The organism is Nostoc mirabile CHAB5784 (genome assembly GCF_020829645.1).
Classification (GTDB): Bacteria; Cyanobacteriota; Cyanobacteriia; order Cyanobacteriales; family Nostocaceae; genus Nostoc; species Nostoc mirabile.
In genome coordinates this window covers 20,509-41,656 of record NZ_JAIVFS010000003.1, presented here as the reverse complement: position 1 = coordinate 41,656, position 21,148 = coordinate 20,509, and the positions used below count along the sequence as shown (strand labels likewise).

Annotated in this window: 18 protein-coding genes and 1 pseudogene; 9 read left to right on the top strand and 10 right to left on the bottom strand. The window is 42.8% G+C overall.

All coding sequences use genetic code 11. The annotated features are described in order from the left end of the window. The first annotated feature begins 424 nt into the window (after window positions 1-424). Entirely contained in the window at window positions 425-1,033 is a 609-nt protein-coding gene (rpsD, locus tag LC653_RS03515; RefSeq protein ID WP_012408407.1) for a 30S ribosomal protein S4, read from the top strand. Window positions 1,034-1,357: 324 nt separating this feature from the next. On the opposite strand, the gene LC653_RS03510 is transcribed toward rpsD, so the two are convergent. Beyond that, window positions 1,358-1,852 (bottom strand): quercetin 2,3-dioxygenase, encoded by a 495-nt coding sequence (locus tag LC653_RS03510; RefSeq protein ID WP_229492620.1) that lies wholly within the window; start codon window positions 1,850-1,852, stop codon window positions 1,358-1,360. Between the two features lie 371 nt (window positions 1,853-2,223). On the opposite strand from LC653_RS03510, the gene LC653_RS03505 reads away from it, so the two are divergent. Continuing rightward, complete coding sequence (locus LC653_RS03505; protein ID WP_229492619.1) at window positions 2,224-2,724, top strand: hypothetical protein; 501 nt, start codon at window positions 2,224-2,226, stop codon at window positions 2,722-2,724. 294 nt (window positions 2,725-3,018) lie between these two features. Here the strand turns inward: LC653_RS03505 and moaA are convergent, their stop codons facing one another. Continuing rightward, entirely contained in the window at window positions 3,019-4,005 is a 987-nt protein-coding gene (gene moaA, locus LC653_RS03500) for a GTP 3',8-cyclase MoaA (RefSeq protein ID WP_229492618.1), read from the bottom strand. A 162-nt stretch (window positions 4,006-4,167) separates the two neighbouring features. On the opposite strand from moaA, the gene LC653_RS03495 reads away from it, so the two are divergent. Beyond that, complete coding sequence (locus tag LC653_RS03495) at window positions 4,168-5,199, top strand: hypothetical protein (protein ID WP_229492617.1); 1,032 nt, start codon at window positions 4,168-4,170, stop codon at window positions 5,197-5,199. A 45-nt stretch (window positions 5,200-5,244) separates the two neighbouring features. Here LC653_RS03495 and LC653_RS03490 read toward each other — a convergent pair whose 3' ends face one another. Beyond that, window positions 5,245-5,475, bottom strand: a complete 231-nt coding sequence (locus LC653_RS03490; protein ID WP_229492616.1) for a hypothetical protein — start codon at window positions 5,473-5,475, stop codon at window positions 5,245-5,247. Further along, entirely contained in the window at window positions 5,453-5,740 is a 288-nt protein-coding gene (locus tag LC653_RS03485) for a BrnT family toxin (protein ID WP_229492615.1), read from the bottom strand. Before LC653_RS03485 ends, LC653_RS03490 begins: the two co-directional genes overlap by 23 nt. Window positions 5,741-5,783: 43 nt before the next feature. Here LC653_RS03485 and LC653_RS03480 point away from each other — a divergent pair, with 43 nt between their 5' ends. Continuing rightward, window positions 5,784-6,251: a hypothetical protein gene (locus LC653_RS03480; RefSeq protein ID WP_229492614.1), complete on the top strand. Its 468-nt coding sequence runs from the start codon at window positions 5,784-5,786 to the stop codon at window positions 6,249-6,251. Here LC653_RS03480 and LC653_RS47835 read toward each other — a convergent pair. Together LC653_RS47835 and LC653_RS03475 are read right to left on the bottom strand one after the other, a co-directional pair. Then, window positions 6,196-6,549, bottom strand: a pseudogene (locus tag LC653_RS47835) (transposase family protein); the annotation flags it as partial. The gene LC653_RS03480 and the pseudogene LC653_RS47835 overlap by 56 nt on opposite strands. Window positions 6,550-6,952: 403 nt before the next feature. Then, on the bottom strand, window positions 6,953-9,736 hold the full coding sequence (locus LC653_RS03475) for a M16 family metallopeptidase (protein ID WP_229492613.1): 2,784 nt from the start codon (window positions 9,734-9,736) through the stop codon (window positions 6,953-6,955). A 705-nt stretch (window positions 9,737-10,441) separates the two neighbouring features. Between LC653_RS03475 and LC653_RS03470 the strand changes: the two genes are divergently transcribed. Further along, on the top strand, window positions 10,442-10,924 hold the full coding sequence (locus tag LC653_RS03470) for a hypothetical protein (RefSeq protein ID WP_229492612.1): 483 nt from the start codon (window positions 10,442-10,444) through the stop codon (window positions 10,922-10,924). Window positions 10,925-11,284: 360 nt separating this feature from the next. Here LC653_RS03470 and LC653_RS03465 read toward each other — a convergent pair whose 3' ends face one another. The 3 genes from LC653_RS03465 to LC653_RS03455 all read right to left on the bottom strand — a co-directional run bounded on the left by LC653_RS03465 (window position 11,285) and on the right by LC653_RS03455 (window position 15,736). Then, a complete protein-coding gene (locus LC653_RS03465) occupies window positions 11,285-13,378 on the bottom strand; it encodes a prolyl oligopeptidase family serine peptidase (RefSeq protein WP_229492611.1) in 2,094 nt (697 codons plus the stop codon). Between the two features lie 366 nt (window positions 13,379-13,744). Further along, complete coding sequence (locus LC653_RS03460; protein ID WP_229492610.1) at window positions 13,745-13,960, bottom strand: DUF2839 domain-containing protein; 216 nt, start codon at window positions 13,958-13,960, stop codon at window positions 13,745-13,747. 207 nt (window positions 13,961-14,167) lie between these two features. Continuing rightward, a complete protein-coding gene (locus LC653_RS03455; protein WP_229492609.1) occupies window positions 14,168-15,736 on the bottom strand; it encodes a helicase C-terminal domain-containing protein in 1,569 nt (522 codons plus the stop codon). Window positions 15,737-15,888: 152 nt separating this feature from the next. On the opposite strand from LC653_RS03455, the gene LC653_RS03450 reads away from it, so the two are divergent. After that, window positions 15,889-16,851: a M48 family metallopeptidase gene (locus tag LC653_RS03450; RefSeq protein WP_229492608.1), complete on the top strand. Its 963-nt coding sequence runs from the start codon at window positions 15,889-15,891 to the stop codon at window positions 16,849-16,851. A gap of 462 nt (window positions 16,852-17,313) precedes the next feature. Then, complete coding sequence (locus LC653_RS03445; protein WP_229492607.1) at window positions 17,314-17,739, top strand: hypothetical protein; 426 nt, start codon at window positions 17,314-17,316, stop codon at window positions 17,737-17,739. 227 nt (window positions 17,740-17,966) lie between these two features. Here the strand turns inward: LC653_RS03445 and LC653_RS03440 are convergent, their stop codons facing one another. Next, window positions 17,967-18,545, bottom strand: a complete 579-nt coding sequence (locus LC653_RS03440) for a Uma2 family endonuclease (RefSeq protein ID WP_229492606.1) — start codon at window positions 18,543-18,545, stop codon at window positions 17,967-17,969. Between the two features lie 100 nt (window positions 18,546-18,645). On the opposite strand from LC653_RS03440, the gene lysS reads away from it, so the two are divergent. Both lysS and LC653_RS03430 read left to right on the top strand, forming a co-directional pair. Next, window positions 18,646-20,331 (top strand): lysine--tRNA ligase, encoded by a 1,686-nt coding sequence (lysS, locus tag LC653_RS03435; RefSeq protein WP_229492605.1) that lies wholly within the window; start codon window positions 18,646-18,648, stop codon window positions 20,329-20,331. Between the two features lie 355 nt (window positions 20,332-20,686). After that, window positions 20,687-21,127, top strand: a complete 441-nt coding sequence (locus LC653_RS03430) for a hypothetical protein (RefSeq protein ID WP_229492604.1) — start codon at window positions 20,687-20,689, stop codon at window positions 21,125-21,127. Window positions 21,128-21,148 lie beyond the last annotated feature (21 nt).

Genomic DNA, 21,148 nt, shown 5'->3' with positions numbered 1-21,148 from the left:
AAATATCTTAAAAATCCTCTGTAATTAAAGAATTTCGGCGGTAGCAAGGTATAGACATAATTAATTATGCCGGAAATTGTGTTAATATAACTGTTTGAAAGATAAGTAGGCAACGTAAAAAGTATTTCAGAGTAAGAATACTACGTAAACCAATCTGATGATTGAGTAGCCTACGAAACTAAATAAACACAAAAAACTTATTGGCAGGAGTACGGCGTGACAGGTCGGAATTCAAGCTTGGAAGCTAGTGTGTCGGTATCGACTTAAAGCAACTGGCGCAAAAGTTGATGCCTCTACTTTGGTAGGATACGTCTTACCTTGGTAAGCAGCCTCAAAGAACCAAGAATTCCCTGATTTTTTATCGGGGGAATGTCAAAATGGAATGTTTGGGTAAAGTTTAAACAGGATTAGATTAAGGAAACTCATGTCCCGATATAGAGGGCCACGCCTCAGAATTGTACGCCGCTTGGGCGATTTACCAGGATTAACTCGTAAAAGCGCCAGACGCGCTTATCCACCTGGTCAGCATGGTCAGAACCGCAAGAAGCGCTCTGAGTATGCTATCCGTCTAGAAGAAAAGCAAAAGCTCCGCTTCAACTACGGTTTGACTGAAAAGCAATTGCTGCGCTATGTGCGTAAAGCCAGACGTGTTACTGGTTCTACCGGACAAGTGCTGCTGCAATTGCTAGAAATGCGCTTGGATAATACCGTTTTCCGCTTGGGTATAGCCCCGACTATCCCAGCAGCTCGTCAACTGGTAAATCACGGTCACGTAACTGTTAACGGTCGTGTGGTTAATATTGCCAGCTATCAATGCCGTCCTGGTGAAGTAATTGCAGTCAGGGATAGGGCACAATCACGGAAGTTGGTGGAAGCTAACTTACAATATCCCGGTTTGGCCAACCTCCCCAGTCATTTGGAGTTTGACAAAAATAAGTTGGTTGGTAAAGTCAACAGCGTTATTGAGCGCGAATGGGTGGCACTACAAGTTAATGAACTACTTGTGGTGGAATACTACTCACGACAAGCGTAATAGTCATTTGTCCTTAGTTATTTGCAAAGGGCAAGTCCCAAAGTGTGAGCAGAAGAAACGAAACCTCTGCTCACACTTTTTAATTGAGAATAATTAGTATGGGGATCTGTGTTTAAGCATACCCCTTATTTTTCCTTTGAGGTAGGCTATATAGCAATACGCTTGGGTTAAGGCTAAAACCGTTTGTCAAAGTCAATTTTTTTAACAATACTTCTAGCAATATTGACCATGCTTGGCAATATGCACTCGTATCAGTTGAGAAATTTCTACTTCTTGCCCTGCCAAATATCCAATTATTTTCGGTATTGAATCAAAGCCACAATTTTATGGAGAATTATCAGCTTCAGGAAGAACAATTGTAATTCCATATTCAGGAGCAGTTGCTAATATTCGGTCAATGGTTTCTTGAGTTATGGGTAACGGTGGAACTGACGAATTTTCTACTTTAGTTCCGACTTGTGCAAAAAACTTTTCTAGTCCACCTGGAGTAGCCCAAATCAGCATTTTGGCTGGTACAGAACCAATATTTTTAAAACTATGGAGTTGGCCTTTGGGAGAATGCAAGAATGTTCCGGGAGTTGCTACAACTATTTGTTCATCAAGATAAAACTCAATCGAACCCTCTTGAATATAGAATGCTTCATCTTCTCGACTATGAATATGTGGCGGCGGCCCTAATTGGGGTGCAACTACTACTTCAAATAGTGCATATTTGCCATCTGTTTGTTCGCTCGTAGCTTTAAAGGTGGTTACATCGCCTGCTACTGAATAACTATCACCTTCACCTGGTTGCGATAATATTCCATGATTAATTGTCATTTTCATCATCTCCTGAGTTTTATGACAAACAGATTGCACCGCTTGCACAAATCAACAAAACACAGCCTAGCCATGATTAAAAGTCCAGTAATTAAGCTCCAATGGCTTCCTACGATTGTTGGTACGAAAAGTAAGTAGGATACTTAGTTTTAATGCTAAAAATGATTCAATTTAAAGCGATCGCTCAAATTATTTCTTTATTTGTAGTGCTTGCTGACTCAATGGCACTATAATATCTTGGGACAATGGATCGATAACACCATCAGTAGGTAGAGATTTAATAAAAGCTATTACCTCTTTTGTCCAAAGTTCAATTATAACCGACGTTCGTTGAACTTTGAAGCTCAATTGGTTAGTGGAGCAAACAATTAATGACTTGGAAAACGACATTCCTCTTTATGGTACTGGCAACTTTAGTAGTAATACTTGTGGGTTGGCTAACCTCAATTGGAATATTACCAATTAGTCAAATGATTAATTATAGCGATGCTGGACTGAGATTTATTCGAGTCTGGATCTTGTTAGCGATCGCTATTGGGCTTATTGTTCCTACAATTACGTTTGTTATTTGGTTTAAGTATCCTGAAATTCGCAAAATCTTTGGCTTCTACTTGCTAGTTCTTATTATCCAAATTGTCACTGAAGAAATAGTCAGTAGAGTTTGGTTGCCAAGTTTAGTGGTAATTATTGGTACACTTTACACTGCATTTCGAGTTTGGCAACTTTGGCACGAGCAGCAATTCATCAAAAGTACTGATTTCGTCGAACGAGGGAACTTCAGGATAATTAGTAGTGTCTTGTGGCTGCTGCTTTTGTTTTGGTCAAGTAATTTAATTATGCTACTGACTCTATCGTGGCCAAGTATTTTGTAGTTTTGCAGCAAATTGGAGATTTTTAGCAAGAACCTTTTTCACCAATTTTGAATCAATCCTAGCGACGCCGAATAGCCCGCACAACTCTTGGAGACGCTGCGCGAACGACATGGTTCGACTGCCTTCTCCTGTCGGAGACGCTAACGCGAACGACTGCGCTCAGGGCCAGCCGCTCACCAGCCGCTCAGTGACCACCGCAGGCATCGCTCCTCACCCTGTCGAGTTGAGCAAATCTATAATTTGACACCCCATACAGGAAGAGAGTTTCAGCCTTTGATTCAGTATGACCAATGACTATCCGCCAATTTGCGACATCGTGCGGGTGTATATACCCTTATTACCAGAATCGCGCCCTTTAAAGTTAATTTCTGGCTTGATTGCTAGTAAACTACTCACCTGCTCTTGTAATTGAGCGGTGCTTACACCAGAACGCAAAGCCGTTTTTAAATCTATTTGACCAGTTTCATTTAATAAACAGGGACGCAGCCAGCCATCTGCACTCAGGCGCATCCGGTTACAACGATCGCAAAAACATTCCGACATTTGACTAATAAATCCCAGTGTCCCCTTCGCACCGGGAATTTGAAAGACATCAGCAGGGCCAGCACCACGAACTTGTGATTCTGTCAAGCCCCAGCGATCGCGAATACGTCCTCGTAAATCGGCTGAAGATACCCAACCGCGATCGCCAAACAAATGCACATTACCAATGGGCATAAATTCAATAAATCGAACGTGCCACTGTTTGTCAATTGTCAGGGCGGCTAAATCTAAAACTTCGTGGTCATTAACACCAGGAATCACCACCACATTCAGCTTTAGGGGGTCGAATCCGACTTGATGAGCAGCTTGAATTCCATGCCAAACTTGTTGCCAACGAGAACGCCCCTGATTACCAATAATTTGATCAAAAATGTCGGGATCAAGAGAGTCAAGACTAATGTTAATTCGTCGCAGACCTGCGTTGTAGAGGTTTTGTGCCATCGGAGCCAGCAAAAAACCGTTGGTGGTCATTGAGAGGTCTTGAGTTTGGGGGAGAGTTGCGATCGCACTTACTAAATCTACCACACGCGGACGCAACAAGGGTTCACCCCCAGTCAACCGAAACCGCTTAAAGCCTACTGGAATAAATACCTCTTCAATTAAGGTGAGTAGTTCTTCATCAGTCAACAGCTGTTGCTTGAGAATATAATCCAGTTCTACTCCCTCTGGCATACAGTATTGACAGCGAAAATTGCAGCGATCGATTAAGCTTATGCGGAGGTAATCTACCTGATTCATCGTTTTATTTTTATTGTCTCTAATTAATTAAAGACTTTACAAAGGTGGTTTACCCCTTCCTACTATATTTGTTGTAACTCATAATACCGTACTCCCGCTTAAGTGAGAGTCCACAGATTGTGGCATAATAAGCCGATCGCATCCACTAGTTAGTCATCAATCGTGCAAGACACCGACTCCATAAACAACCTTGCTGCTGCTTTACTACAGCCAGCAGATATCAGCTTTGAACTGCCCGATCCAGAAGATGAACAGATTCTAGAGTCAGATTTTCAACAGCAGCTAGAAGTAGCTTGGCAGGTATGCGATCGCTTTGATTTGCAAACTGAAATCTGGCGGGGGCGAATTTTACGGGCTATCCGCGACAGAGAGAAAGTCGGTGGTGACGGACGCGGTACTGGCTTTCTGCGATGGCTAAAAGAGCGAGAAATCAGCAAAAGTCAAGCATACTCCTGGATTCAACTGGCGAATAGTGCCGATACTCTTATCGAAGACGGTAAACTTGATCCCGGAACTGTGAACAACTTCAGCAAACGGGCTTTTGTTGAAACCTCCAAAGCAGTCCCAGAAGTGCAACAGATGGTGAGTGAAGCCGCACAAAAAGGCGATCGGATCACCAGGCGAGAAGTGCGTCAACTCAGCGATGAATGGACAGCCATGTCCTCAGATTTATTACCCGAAGCAGTCAAGGAAAAAGCAGCAGATAATACCCTTCCCCCACGCTACATCGCCCCACTGGTGAAGGAAATGGAAAAACTGCCAGAATCGCACCAAAAGTTTATCCAGAAGGAAATTGCTGCTAACCCTGATATGGATACCCTCAAACAGGTAACCACCGAAGCGCGTAACTTGGCCAAATATCTCAAAGGGGCGGCTCAAGTCCAAGCGTTGACGAAGGAAGATGTTGATATTGAAACAGCCTTAGAAGAAGCGCAAAGAGTCGGCTGTTTGAGCATTGCTGCCGATTTGGTGAATCAAGCATCGCAAATTGAACAAACGATCGCTAAATTGTACATGACTTGGAAACGGATCGGTAATTTGGCGGATAGATTATATGTAGATACTGGCGCAAGTACACCCAACTTGCGATCGCTCCTGACTTGCTTGGAACCTCTGGGTGGTGAAATCATGGAATTGCAACTTAGTGATGCGACTGAACACACTATACGTCTGCAAATTCAGGAGACGAGTTAGAGAATAGGCAATAGCGATGCCAAAGGCTGGCTACGCTGGAGCAGTTTATCTTTCAGCCTTTGGAATTGCTGAGAGTAAGGCACGGAGAGCGTTGTTAACAGCTTCTGATGTTTTGAATATCTCAGCGACATCAGCATCAAGGGTAACTGTCAAAGGAGCTTTTTCTTCCTGACTAGCGAAACGGTTGGGCAAGGCTTTGCGATAGTCAAAGTTATACTCTGGAAGCAAGTCATCATCTGCGTTGTTGCAAAATTCAGAAGCCTGGGAATTCTTCATAATCTCTTCGTTCTTTGTTGGTTGCTAGACGTGCGCTAATGATACGGATAACGTTTGCTCTTTCTGTAAAACAGACCAATAACAGGCGATTGTCTTGGTCACGTCCGATGATGATTTCCCGTCGTTCACTAACAGAGTGCCATTCATCGTTGAATATGTAAGCTAGAGAGTCGTTGAAGACTGTCTTAGCCGCTTCAAAGCTGATGCGGTGCTTGTTGAGATTCAAACTAGCTTTTTGGTTATCCCACTCAAATTCTAAATTCATGCCCTGATATGAGGCTACTCTACTTGCAATGAAATCATAATTTGTGGGGAGCAGAACGACCGCATTTGTTATTTCAGCGATGCCTACGGCTGGCTACGCCTACGCATTTGTTATTTCGGCGATGCCTACGGCTGGCTACGCCTACGCATTTGTTATATCGGCGACAGCATTTGCTATATCGGCGATCGCATTTGTTATAACGGCGATCGCATTTGCTATAACGGCGATCGCATTTGCTATAACGGCGATCGCATTTGCTATAACGGCGATCGCATTTGCTATAACGGCGATCGCATTTGCTATAACGGCGATCGCATTTGCTATAACGGCGATCGCATTTGCTTATAACGGCGACACCCAGAAACCTAACCCCCCGAGCAAGCCTTCCCTTGTAGGGAAGGGGGGTTTCAAAGCCTCTCGACCTTTCGGGGAGAAGAATGGAAGCGGGGTTTCTAGATACGAATGTTGTCACAGATTGCTACAGGGAATGAGTCTAAAAGATATTCCGTAGTCTCACTTATCTCTTTTAGTATCATTCCTAGTTGATGAAACAGGTCGTTGATTAACATCGATAAACGGTGTAATCTCAGATTGAATCGTGACTTTTCTAACATTATTAATGTCAGTTTATGGTCTAACATAATAGTCACAAGCAATACTTATGATTACTATTGAAAAACATTGCCGCAACCAGTGCCCTAGTAATTATTTCTGCATCACACCATGAGACAACGAATATCTTCACGGTGTCCAATGGCCTTGAGTAGGTCGTCGATGATAGCATAGATCGCAATTGTTTCATTTAACAGTGAATAGTTTTCAGTTATCAGTTAAATCCTTGACGAAACACCACACAAATGTTGGTGGTATGCGTTGGTGGTGGGTAACAGCCCCTCACCATACGCTTTGTGTTTACTGATAATTGATAACTGATAACTGATTTAACATCTGCCCCTGCGAATTTTCTCACGCTCAGGGGATTTTATTGTTTAACTCCTGTCCGTGGGTTTAAGTCCCCCAGTTCAATAAAAATTTTGTTTTGTGTTGGGGTTAAATCCCCATTACAAAACAAAATTTACGAAAGCGTTGCGGGGCGAAGCCCATTACGAATTACGAATTACGAATTACGAATTATTTAAGTGGTCGCTAGCGATCGCCTGAATCTGTAACTAGCAACTTGGGTTAGTACCTTTGTGTTTTGGCTTGAGGTAATTAGCTGCCCTTGGTTACAGTCTCTCCAGGGCCAGCAGTGACAATTATCAGATTTTCCGGCTTAATTAAATCCTCAATTGCCTGTTGCATCTGAGCCATCGTGACTGCTTGAATCTTCTGGGGAAACTCTCGGATTTCTGAGCGTGAAAGTCCCAAAACAGCATTATTCAAAATGATGCTTGATACGTCACTGGGATTAGCTAAATCCACAGGATAGCTATTAGTAATTGAGCGTTTTGCCGTGTTGAATTCAGACTCAGTTACTCCTTGTTCGCGCAACTGTTTGAGTAAAGCGAGAGTACTGGCGATCGCTTTTTGGGCATCACCAGGAGCAGTCTGCATCTGAATCAAGAACGGGCCGGGATTGATTCCGGCGGCAAAACCACTATAGATACCGTAGGTTAGACCCTGGCGATCGCGTACTTCCGTACCCAAGCGGCTCGATAAGGTATCACCACCCAAAATTTGATTCAGTATCAGTGCTGCATAATAACGTGGGTCTTTCCGAGAGATGCCGTTGTAGCCGATGTAGGTAACAGCTTCTGCTTTACCAGGTATCACTTTGTTTAAACGTGTCAAAGTTTGCGGCAATGGCACGGACGCTATTTCGAGAACAGGTGGCTTACCCGTGGCTGACCATTTGCCAAACGCCTGATATAGCAACAATTTTACTTTAAGTGGATCAAAGTCTCCAACTATTGCGATCGTTGTGCTATCTGGTCGGTAGTGTGTCTGGTAGAAGCCAAACAAATCATCACGAGTAATACTCTTTAAACTCTCGGCTGTGGGAAAGCTATGGAATGGATGATTTTCTGGGTAAATTGCCTGCTGAAATACTTGTCTTCCTAAACCTCTGGGGTCATCTAGCTGGACTTTGAGACTTGTCAGTGCCCGTTGGCGACTCAGTTCTAACTGGTCGGCTGGGAAAGTCGCGTTTTCTAACACGTCTGCCAGAGTTTGAATCAATATCGGCAGGTTCGCTGAAAGTCCCTCACCGCTAACGCTAACTCCTTCGCGGCTGGCACCGAAGTTCAAATCGGCTCCCCGGTCTTCTAAGGTTTTTGCTAGGGTAAGAGCATTTTTAGTCTGCGTCCCATTCATTAAGTTGGCCGCAGTTAAATTCGCTAATCCAGCTTTTTGGTTGCCGTCAAATTCAGTACCAGCGTCAATTTGTCCACTCAGGTTAATGGTGGGGAGATTGCGATCGCGCAAGAGCAAAACCCGCAAACCATTATTTAAGGTAAACTCTTCTGGTAATGATTGTTTGCCCGAATCTGTAACGGATGTGGCAGGTGGCAGATATTTCGCCAGTTCTGCTGGATCTACAGGCTTACCAGGGCTGAAATTTTCCACTGTGCGACCAGAACCAGCGCTGGAAGTTCCTGGTTTACCATCTGGTTGAGTTGGCTCAAAGAAGCCGATGGTTTGTTTCGCGGGATTTAGGTAAGTTTTTGCTGCTTGCTGCACTTGGGCTGGGGTGACTTTTGCGATCGCAGCCAGATACTGTTCAATAAAATGATAATCGCCAGCCACAGTTTGGTTATATCCCAATTGGCTTGCCTGACTAGTGATGTCTTGGTTCCCCAAAATAAAAGAGGCTTGCAGTTGCGTCTTCGCCTGGTTCAATTCTTCAGTAGTAACTGGCTGCTGTTGCAATTTTGCTAAAGATTCCTGAAGCACCTGAGCAATTTTCCCTAACTCTTGACCCGGAGCCGCCGTAGCATTAATTTCATACCAACCTGGTTCAATGAGTTCGGCAGCACCGCCACTCGCTGAACTAGCGAGTCCAGATTCCACCAAAGCCTGGTAAAGCCTAGAACTACGTCCGCCTGTGAGGATGGCATCCATCACATCAATTGCTGGGACATCAGGATGCTTGATATCTGGCAGAGGATACACTGCTTGCAGTAGTGCCGCACTTCCAGGTTGCTTCAAAACAATCGGTGCTTTTTTAGTAGTAGGGGCAACCAAAGAAGACGCGGTGGTATTTCCCCTCACCGCGTCCTTGCGTCCTTGCGTCCCCGTGTCCTCTTTTGCTCGTTTTGCCAACTTCCCATAAGTTTCTTTAACAACTTTGAGTACAGGTTCTGTGGCAAAATCGCCTGTAATCACCAACGTGGCATTTTCTGGGCTGTAGTAGGTTTGGTAATAATTCCGCACCTGCTCCACCGTGAATTTTTCTACATCAGCTTTTGTGCCTCCCACAGGTAAGCCATAGGCTCTATTAGGGAAAGCATCTCGCATCACTGCCCGACTCAGACGATAGCCTGGTGAATTTTCGTACCCCTGTAACTCGGAGATCACCACCCGCTTTTCACTTGTCAGTTGATCGGGCCCAACTAAAGAGTTTTCCATGCGATCGGCTTCCAGTGTCAACAATGCTTCGAGTTTGTCTCGTTGCACTGTGCCAAAGTAAGCTGTTTCGTCATAACTAGTAAAAGCATTGAACTGGCTACCCAAGGCACTAAATAACCTTCCAAACTGCACAGGACGGTCAGTTGTACCCTTGAACATTAAATGTTCTAGCTGGTGAGAAATGCCATTCTCTCCCTTAACCTCGTTACGTGAGCCAACTTTATACCAAACTTGTACGCTGACTACTGGAGCGGTATGGACTTCTTTAGTTAGCACCGTTAAGCCGTTGTCCAATACCGTTTTTTGCACCCCTTGGGTGAATGAGACAGCAGATACAGGTGCGGCTGTTGTTGGTGTTGCAGCATTGGTGAAATTGCCCGAAAAAGGCAAAATACTTAGCAGAAGGCTGAGAAAAAACCCTACAAGCATATATGAGCGTAGCTTCATAAGCAATGGGAAATGCAAAATTTCTAATTAAAAAACAAAACCTTAGTATCGCTTTCTGGAAGTTAAAAGACTTACATTCGCGGCTTTTTTACCATTTTTAATGGTAACTTTATTTCCGCCATGCCGTAATGGTCGGTTTTCAAGTTCACCTATTTGCAAGACACCTACGAGCAATAGCCCACAACGAAGGTATAAAAATCCCTTTTATTATTTATTGCCACTTATTCTTTATTTTCAAGACAGTCCCGATGAAGCAAGTTCACAACCAAGCATAAAAGTGGTCTTTCCCCACTCACCACTCCCTACTCCCAACTTTAAAGTCAGATGTAACTTTACGCCGTATTACAAATTATTACAAGTCTATTAACAACGATTGCAATGTGTTTCATTTGACAAGTTTTCCGGAATATCCACTTTTAAAATTGGTTTCATTCCTTGCCAACATAATTCGTAATTGATAATTCGTAATTCGTAATTCAAGCCTACGACTGAAGTCGCTTGCTCTGAATAAGGAATGAATTTATTGATTCCATTAATAAATTAAGTTGCTCTGTATCCTTAATAAATTAATTATTAATTTCTCCTTAATGAATTTTTATTTACGAATTACGAATTACGAATTAGTAATTATTTGGTCATCCCATCAGGGGAAATATCTTCGCCAAACTAGCAATAACTTTTTAAAATATGCAAACAAGAAACTTAATTGCATCATTCACATTAGGTATAACCTTAGCCGCAATACCTGTATTACAGTCTCATGCCCAAGTCGAACAAACACCGAACTTGTATAATTTCACAGGGTATAATTCCAAAGGCGAGAAAGTCATTATTAATTACTCAACGTCAAGCTTTATTGGTAAGCCCCTTTTCAACTATCAAGAGCAGAAACAGACATTAAACTTTACCGGAGATGAGATTCGTACTGTAGATACGGAAATTGGTACACTAGTGACTGTGACTATTAAAAAGACAGTAGATACTGGCAACACCACATTTACCTTGCTCATACCTCGTGTAAACCTTGGATCTAGCAACGAAGTAAAAGTTGAAACTAAAGGAATCACCACAACAAACCGCTTTTCTGTGATTCCTCAATTCAACCAGGGGCAGAAACAAACTTATACAACAATCAATCTCAAGGGGACAGCCCAAGCTGTCGCGTTTTAAGCACAAGAGAGTTAAAAAAAATTAAACTTCTTGCTCAGATGAAGAAAAGCAGTAAGGGTGAAGTAAATAATTGTTTCTCTCCACCCTTATTTCTTAAGCTGATTCCCTTTTAATTTGGCATCTGGGTGATAACATCTTTTGATCAATGGCTTATTACAACAGATTTTCCAACTTGTTATTTTTATGAGCGATCGCTTTTACAGCAGATTGCAACAGGCGTGAGGTACAGATAATCGTAGGGGCACAACATGTTGTGCCCCTACCCGTGTACTTTTTTCCTTAACCGAGCAGTATTGGGGATGCGCCTTACTCAAAAGTCGAAGCGATCGCGTTTATCGAATTGATCAAGCAGTCAATCTTCTAAACTTCAACATTCAAAGTACGCACCAAAAAAGCCCATTTGTCTGCGGCTTCCTCAATAATTTTAGCCGTGGGTTTACCCGCACCATGTCCTGCTTTAGTCTCAATTCTAATTAGCGTTGGCGCATCACCTGCGTGAGCCTCTTGCAAAGCTGCGGCAAATTTGAAACTATGAGCAGGGACAACGCGATCGTCATGATCGGCTGTGGTAATTAAGGTTGCTGGGTAAGCTGTATTTGGTTTGATGTTGTGTAGTGGCGAATAAGTATACAGCGCTGGAAACTCTTCTGGATTATCTGCTGAACCATATTCGGAAGTCCAAGCCCAACCGATGGTAAATTTGTGGAACCGCAACATATCCATGACGCCGACTGCTGGTAAAGCTGCACCAAACAAATCGGGACGTTGCGTTATACAAGCACCCACTAATAAACCGCCGTTGCTACCACCTGCGATCGCTAGCTTCTCAGTCTTAGTATACTTATTAGCAATCAACCATTCAGCTGCACTAATAAAGTCATCAAAGACATTCTGCTTTTTATCCTTCATTCCTGCTTGATGCCATTCTTCACCGTATTCTCCACCGCCGCGTATATTAGGCATAGCATAGACACCACCCATCTCCATCCACACCAAAAGACTTACAGAAAAACCAGGTGTCATTGAGGCATTAAAACCACCATAGGCATATAGATAAGTCGGGTTATTTCCATCTAACTTTATGCTCTTTTTATGGGTGATAAACATTGGTACTTTAGTACCATCTTTGCTATGATAAAAGATTTGTTTAGTCTCGTAATCATTAGGATTAAAATCTACCTGTGGCTGGCGGAAAATGGTACTTTTACCAGTTACCATATCGTAGCGATAGATAGTTCCTGGTGTGGTGAAACTGGTGAAACTATAAAAAGTTTCGGTATCATGACGCTTACCTCCAAAACCCCCGGCTGAACCGAGTCCAGGTAATTCTACCTCACGAATAAACTCACCTTTGAGATCAAAGATTTTAATTTGGCTGTGAGCATCTTTAAGGTAATCAGCAACAAATTGGTTATTGAGTATCCCTACACTTTCCAACGTTTCTGCTGATTGGGGAATAATTTCTCGCCAATTTTCTGGTGCAGGGTTTTTGCTGTCAATAGCAATCACTCGTCCCCGTGGTGCATTTAAATCCGTGCGGAAATAAAACACGCTATCATCATTGTCGATAAAGCTATAATCTGCCTCAAATTGGTTAATTAGTTCTACGACTTCAGCATTAGGGTTAGTCAAATCTTTAAAGAAGACTAAATTTTTGGAGTCAGTTCCCAGCCAAATTGAAATTATTAAATAGCGTCCATCTTCAGTAACACCGCCACTAAAACCCCATTCCTTTTGGTCAGGACGATGGTAAATTAGTGCATCTTCTGATTGGGGTTTACCTAATTGATGATAGTAGAGCTTTTGATAATAGTTAACATCTTCTAATTGAGTTTTTTCATTTGGCTCATCGTAGCGACTGTAGAAGAAACCTTGATTATCATGTGTCCACGACGCGCCAGAAAATTTAATCCACTTCAGGTGGTCTTGCAGGTCTTCACCAGTTTCGACATCGCGTACTTTCCATTCTTGCCAATCAGAACCAGAGGCAGATAGACTGTATGCTAAAAGTTTAGCATCCTCGCTAATAGACAATCCCGAAAGAGCAACAGTACCATCTTCTGAAAGTTTATTAGGGTCAAGTAAAACTTTGGGTTGGTCGTCGAGGGTTTTCAGAGTGTAGAGAACACTTTGGTTTTGCAGTCCGTCATTTTTGAAATAAAAGTAGCGTTCGGTGGAACCATCTTGCAGAGATTCGCCTTCTTTAAAAGGGATGCCATATTTTTCATAATCCCAAAGTTTGGTGAGGCGCTGTTTAATTTTTTCCCTGGTAGGAATTTCGCTCAAGTAGCCAAAAGTAACTTGATTTTGTGCCTCAATCCAAGCCCTTGTTTCTTCAGAGTCAGGATCTTCTAACCAACGGTAAGGATCTGCGACTAAAGTACTGTGGTAGTTATCGACTTGATTGCTTTTGTGGCTGGATGGGTAGGTGAGGGGTTTTTTAGAGGATGGCATAATCTCAGGTCAAAAGTGCTTCTTTACATACTACAAAGATAGACCCAAGACGTAGAGCATATACTGACCAAACCTGCGGGAAAATTCCAATTTAAGATCAGCCCTTTCAAGTTGACTGGTCAAATCTCTTTTTTTTCTCTCTGCGCCACGGACACTTTGCTCAAGTCGGGAAACCTGCCCACGCAAGTGTCCTACTCCGTGTCTCTGCGGCTAAAAATTCTTTTATTTAACCGCAGAGGCACAGAGAAGCCAGTGCGTTGGGCGGGTTTCCCGACTTGAAGCAACTGGCGCAACACAGAGTTAAGAGGTTAAAGTTTATTGAGCAAAATTTTTACCCAGCTTGAAAGGGCTATTCTACAGCAGCATTTAGTTGACTACTTGCCACCAACCGAAGGCTGGGCCGATAAAACGGATAGTTGCCCATGCTACAACCATAACTCCAATGCCTATCCAAGCACCACGACTTGTCCAACTGACAAATAATTCAGCTTGAGTTTTTGTGATGGGAAGCCAAGGCAAGATGCGAGTCTCTTGACCGTATGTTTCCCCTAGTGTGGTTTTACGACGCTTTGCTTCACCCATAATCAGCAACTCAAATTTTTACTTAGGTTCTATCTAAATTTATCTTGCCAAAAATCATGGCTACAGAGAGGCAATGAATCGCATCACGCCTCATAAACTGATAATAGTGCTTGGTTTTAGACGATCGCGCTTTGGTTGACAAAATGTAAATTGGGCACTTGTACTGAGCGGAGCCGAAGTATTGGCATTGACAAAAGACTAGAGACTTTAAGCGGAATTTTCTTCATCGGTATTAGAAAACAGACTGGGATCGAGATAGTTAATGCGGGCCAGAGGACTTAAGGCAGCAAGAATTTGAGCGCCGTAGCTGCGATTAACTACACGACTATCAAGTAAAGCAACAATACCTTGACTTTCTCGGACTGGAGCGATCGCTCTTTGTAATTCATTCAAAGCTGCTGGCAACAAATATAAACGGAACCAATCTTGATGCGATCGCTTATAGCGAGCTACCCTACCAGCTACTAGCGGATTTTCTAAAGATGGTAAAGGTAAAGTAGCAATTATTAACAGATGGGGTGCTGGCAAGACTCGCTGATGTTCTCGCCAAAATTCCCAACCGCTAATCAAAATACCATTTTCATCTAAACAAGTTTTTTCTACTTGCACCCGCGAACCAAACTCTGAAGCCAGAATTGTCGCAACTTGAGACTTGAGTGGTACATCCCCTACCAAGACAACCGTTAATCCCGGTGCTGTAGCACTTAGACAAACCAGTGTGCGGACTTTGTGAATAAATGCTGCTTGAAATTCTGGCGTGTTAGGTAGGGGCAATTTATAAGGTACATACAGTTGAATTGCTTCTGCTTGATCTGAAGAGAACTTCAGGCAAGTTAAATCGTCCAAACCAAGGCGCTGTCGGAAAAGGGGAGCCTCAGTTTCCGGTTCTATGGCGCTGCCAATTAAAACTACTGGTTGTCGCTGCCATAAGGGTGAGAGGATTTCCCCCAACTCCATTGGCGCATAGTGCAAAGAAAATAAACCTTGTCGATGGGCAATAGTTGCCCAGAAGAGGGCAGGGGGGGCAGGGGAGGCAGGGGAAGAAAGATTTTCATTAAGGGTTTGAAATTGCTGCCAGAAGTTTTTCCAATTATCTGGGAGGTTGGCTTGATCTAAAGCTAAAGCTAAATACAGACGACTCAAAATTTCTATTTCTGGCTGGGAAATTAGATAACACTGATATGGATTGATAGGATGCTGAAAAAGTTGGTGTGTAAGTTGTATCCTTGCTTCACGAATTACCTCAGCTTGATTTGGGCAAGCCAGCATAAGTTGTTCCCAATCATGGGGTTGAATATCTTGGGTAAGTTGATGACGCACCCAATCTTCTAGATCATCTACTCCATCAATAATTGTGGGGATGCCTTTAGGAAAGCAAGAGCCACCAGCAAATTGTCCTTTTAACCAAGCTTCTGGGGAGGTCAACAGTAGCCCTTGGAACTCAGCACTAGGCCAAGCGTCACCTGTCCTAATCGCTTTGTTGGCTGGTAGCCACTGCTGTAGACGGGGAATTTCCACCCGCAGCAGAAGTTGCTGCACCGCTTCTTGAGCAACAATAATTACAGGGCCATGCCACATCAGGGCTGATGCTACGAAACTAGTACGATATCGCCCTTGATAGCCACAAACCGCCCCTACTTGAATTAGGGCACTACGTCCCAGGCGCAAGGCGCGTGCTACCAACCGTGCCATCGTCAAATGATGGGGCCAGGAAGGGAACCCCGCCTGCGATCGCAAAAAGTTATGTAGTGAAAAATGAACTTCTGCCTCAATCACACGCTTTTAATTCCATACAAAGTGACTTTTACGAACAAAGCCCCATTTCTATTATGTTGTCCTTTGTCATTTGTCATTTGTCCTTTGCCATTGATCCAAAACTAATGACCAATGACCAATGACCAATGACCAATCACCCAATACCCTGAATTATGCCAACTTACACAGGAATTTCCAGCGAAGCCTTCAGGCATCCACTAGATCGCCAAGCCGAGCAAGCTTTACGAAATTTACCGGGATTTGATTTAATCGCTCGTAAATTTGTGGAATTTATCTACGAACGCCCTCAGTTAGTCTATCTAACGGGTAACACCATCCAAGTCGGGCCGCGTCAATATTCCACTATTTACCAGATGTTTCGGGAATGCGTCCGAGATTTGGACATTTACCCAGAACCAACACTGTTTGTCTCGCAAAATCCCCAAGCAAATAGCTATGCGCTGGGGCAAGAGAATCCTTACATAGTCATAAATACAGGGATACTAGACTTACTAGACGAAGCCGAGATTCGGGCGGTGTTAGCCCATGAACTGGGGCATATTAAATGTGGTCATACTATTTTAATTCAAATGGCGATGTGGGCGATGAGTGCTGCTTCGGCCTTGGGAGAATTAACCTTCGGCATCGGTAATATTGTTACACAAGGTTTGATTTACGCCTTTTTTGAGTGGCGGCGTAAAGCTGAGTTATCGTCAGATCGCGCCGCACTACTAGTCATGGATGACTTGAATCCGGTGATGTCAACGATGATGAAACTCTCTGGCGGTAGTAACAAATATGCCAATGAATGTAGTTTACAAGAGTTTATCAAGCAGTCAGAAAATTACCAGGCACTGGATGAAGATGGACTGAATCAGTTGTATAAATTTTTGCTTTATAATGGCGCTCAGGGTACGCTATTAAGCCATCCTTTCCCAGTGGAACGCTTGCATTACTTACGGGCGTGGGCAGTATCCGAAGAATACCAGCAAATTCGCCGAGGAAATTATCAGCGATCGCCTGCTTCCGGATCAGTAAATGTTGCAGCAGATTCTTCCGCCAATGAAACAGAAACTTTACGCCGTCAAATTGAAGAATTACAACGGGAAATCGACAGAATGAAAAGGTCTGAGTAGTTTTGAGTGCTGAGTGAAGTTATATATAGTGCATTAGATTTGCCTAATGCACTATTTATATCTCTTTTAGCACATACTTTGTCTGAGGGATTTCCAGAAATTAAATTTAGAACTTACACATTGACAGATAATTGATATTATGCAATTAAGCCTAACTTCTGTGATAGGTGTTCTAAAATAAAATCACAAGCTACTTGCAGGACTTACGCATTGACAGATTAACAGAAATGAGCAAGCAATCAAGTGATGATTTTGTAAAAACTTGAATTTGAGTCTGGATTTTAACAAAAATAATTCAGTTAAGTTTGCCATTCTAGTTTTTTTGGATTCCCTTAAAGCGGATAAAATTTTCTAGCTGAACTACCATCCTCTTGGGGGTGGATAAATTCAAGATTCAAAATTAAGGCTTGAAAATTGCTTAACTATATCTCAGCATTAAATTAGATGTAGGCATTTCTGAATATGGCAATTCACTTGACAAAACGGCTTTCTGTGTTCGCTGCTATTCTAGCTCTTGTCCTTTCCATGCCGGGAATTGCCTTAGCTGCACCCGTTCAACTCCATACTACTTCTGGTGTTATTTCCGCCCAAACTATTAAAACTGCAAGCTACTCCACCTCGTCGGAGATTAACCTGACTCCCTTACAACGCCAAGAACTCCAGGCTGTGCGTCAGAGAAGAAACAGGGAAATTGAGGCAGTCTTAAATACATCGCAACGTGCCCAACTTAATCACAATCTCCGAGCTGGTAATAATATCAATCAAGCCCTAGAAAAACTGCATTTGCAACCAGAACAGCAAGATTTTGTAAAGGCGATCGTGCAATTTACTAACTTGAAAATGAAGGCTATTTCATCTAGGCATTCGCTAACAATACACCATAAATAAAGGTTTGACTTGTACATTGGATTATTGAATCGTTGTCATAGAAGATATGAATCATATTTTCTATGACAGTCTTTTGGATAAAATACTATCAAGCGATCGCACTTCTTTTATAGGTATCTTACTCACTATTGCCCAATACGCTTGTGTTAAGACTTGATCCTCCCTAACCCTCCTTAAAAAAGAGGGAATTAAAGCAAGCCTTATGAAGGAGTCTATAATTGCCGAACTTATGGAAACAGTTGACTAATATGGATTTTAATTTCTGGAAATGCAATCAAGGATAACGTTGCATCTTCCTGCAAAATCAATTGTTGATTGTAGCCTTCCAAAAGTGGTTCGCAAAAAACAAAAACCTGACGCTGATTCACATCCAAAATCCAGTAGTCAGCAATTCCGGCATTAGCATATAAAGGTGCTTTCTGTTTGCAATCCGTGTCTAGGGTTGTATCTGCTACCTCAATCAATAAAAAGATTTCATTGGGTGCAGGATGATGATTAATGTACTTTCGCGCATCAATGCGGACAACGGCAATATCTGGTTCAGGTTCCGAGTATTGGCTTAATTGAATGGGATCTTGCACCCGAACTAAGGCAACTTCTGCTAGCGATGCCTGCGGCGGGCTGCGCCAACGCTTAAAATAATCAGACGCACATAGAGTTGTTGCTGCGTGTGGAGGATTTTTGGCGCTCATGGGGATAACTTGCCCATTAATCAGTTCTACCCGTTCATCCTCTGTAATAATACCCGTCTCAAGCATTCGGTGATATTCATCTACATTCCACAAGCGCACTTTAGTTTGTGTCATTGTATTTGGTTTGGCGATATCATGTGCAAAGTGCAAATATCTCTTACTCTCAACTTTTGCAGCAACTATAATTAATCTTGCCCCCTGAAAGTTCGTTACCATGTCGGAAGAAGATATCCGAGCCGCCAGGCTGGAGAAAGTAGAACAACTCAAGCAGCTAGGGACTAATCCCTACGCCTATCGTTGGGAATCTACCCATCATGCAGCGCAGTTGCAAGAACAGTTTGCCGATTTAGCCAGTGGTGAAGAAGTTGATTTAGAAGTTGCGATCGCTGGACGCATTATGGCGCGTCGCGTTTTTGGTAAACTGGCTTTCTTCACTTTACAAGATGAAACTGGCACAATTCAGCTTTATTTGGATAAAAATCGCATCCAAGAAGGCATGGCAAATATTGATGCTGATGCCTTCAATCACCTGAAGCAACTTACAGATGCAGGTGACATCCTGGGAGTTCAAGGTACTATTAAACGGACTGAAAAGGGCGAGTTATCTGTCTACGTTAAACAATATACTATCCTGACTAAATCCCTGTTGCCCCTACCCGACAAGTGGCATGGATTAACGGATGTTGCCAAGCGCTACCGTCAGCGCTACGTTGACTTGATTGTTAACCCGGAAGTGCGGCAAACTTTCCGCCGTCGCGCCCAAATTACTGCCGGTATTCGTCGCTATTTAGAAGAACGGGATTTTCTGGAAATTGAAACGCCAGTTTTGCAAAGTGAGACTGGGGGTGCAGATGCGCGTCCATTTATCACTTACCACAACACCTTAGAAATGGAGTTGTATCTACGAATTGCCACAGAACTTCATCTCAAGCGGTTGATTGTGGGTGGTTTTGAAAAGGTGTTTGAATTGGGGCGGGTTTTCCGTAATGAGGGAATTTCGACTCGGCATAATCCCGAATTTACGACAATTGAAATTTACCAAGCCTACGCCGATTACAACGATATGATGGCGCTGACTGAGGGGATTATTACCACTGTCGCCCAAGACGTACTCGGTACGCTGCAAATTACCTACCAAGGGGAACCTATAGATTTAACACCACCTTGGCGGCGGGTGACAATGCACGATTTAGTTAAAGAATTTACTGGCTTAGATTTCAATTCTTTCCAAACCTTGGAAGAAGCAAAAACAGCGAGTAAAAATGCTAGTATTCCTGGTGTAGATGAAGCCAAATCAATTGGTAAGTTACTGAATTCAGCTTTTGAAGAGAAGGTAGAAGCTAGTTTAATTCAACCTACCTTTGTAATTGATTATCCAGTAGAAATTTCGCCTTTAGCAAAACCCCACCGTTCTCAACCTGGTTTGGTGGAAAGATTTGAGTTATTTATCGTAGGGCGAGAAACTGGAAACAGCTTCTCAGAACTTACCGATCCCATCGATCAAAGAGAACGCCTAGAAGCCCAAGCTGAAAGGAAAGCTGCTGGCGACTTAGAAGCCCAAGGTGTAGATGAAGACTTTTTGACAGCCCTTGAATACGGTATGCCGCCTACAGGTGGTTTAGGGATTGGGATTGATCGGTTGGTAATGTTATTAACTGATTGTGCCAGTATTCGGGATGCGATCGCCTTCCCTCTACTCAAGCCTGAAGGCAGCGTTATTAAGGAATTTAGCTATGATCCAAAAACTCAAACACTGACTATTGAATTTGATAGTGGAAGTGTTTACGAGTATTTCAAAGTACCTCCTAGTGTCAAGGAAGACTTAGACAATGCACCGTCAAAAGGTCAATACTTTAACAAGTTTATTAAAGGGAAATTTAAGTATGAACAAATGAGTTGAGATAGTAAGTACTATTCAATAGTGCAGTGCGTTAAGCAAAGCCTTAACGCACCATTTTTAAGTAGGTAAACATAATAAAATATGAGTTACGTATGCTCAAGAGCGAACATAATTTACGCTTTCTCTTACCCTTCAGCGGTTTCTGGTGCTGCACGCTTTTATGAAAAAATACGACGACGCTATTAAATATAGAGACAAAGAACCTGCAAGAGTTAGATTGCGTGAATTGCAGCAGAGGAAGCAATATAGATATTTTGACTTTTGACTTACTCAGCAGCGGTACTAGGTTTATTCTCGAAAAACTGGTAAATGCTACTGTATATATAATACAAAAATATCTATAACTAGATGGTTTATGGAACCAGTCACTATAACCGCTGTAGCTACAGCGATCGCCATTCTTCTTCTAACAAAAGCAGTGGAGAAAGCTGGCGAAAATCTTGGGGATGCTGCATGGCAGCAAAGTCGCAAGTTAATAGAACAGCTTCGTGATAAGAAGAAGTTACCATTATTAACCAATGCTACACAAGCAAATGAACAGCAGAGGTTAGATTATGGGCAAGCTGTGCTGGAACTCAAAGCAGCAGCAGACAAAGATCCAGAAATTGCTCAAGGAGTTTTGGAAGTAGAAGCAGCAGCGAAAGCTGATCCAAAACTGGCTGCACAAGTCCAAGAAGTAGCAAATACAATTAATTCTCAACAGCCAACTATTCAAAACTTAGCAAAGCTGGCAGAAAAAATTAATAATCTCAATCAGGCACAGAATATTACGATAAATCAAACCAATACTTATTGACTCAAGTCGCCCGACGGGGAG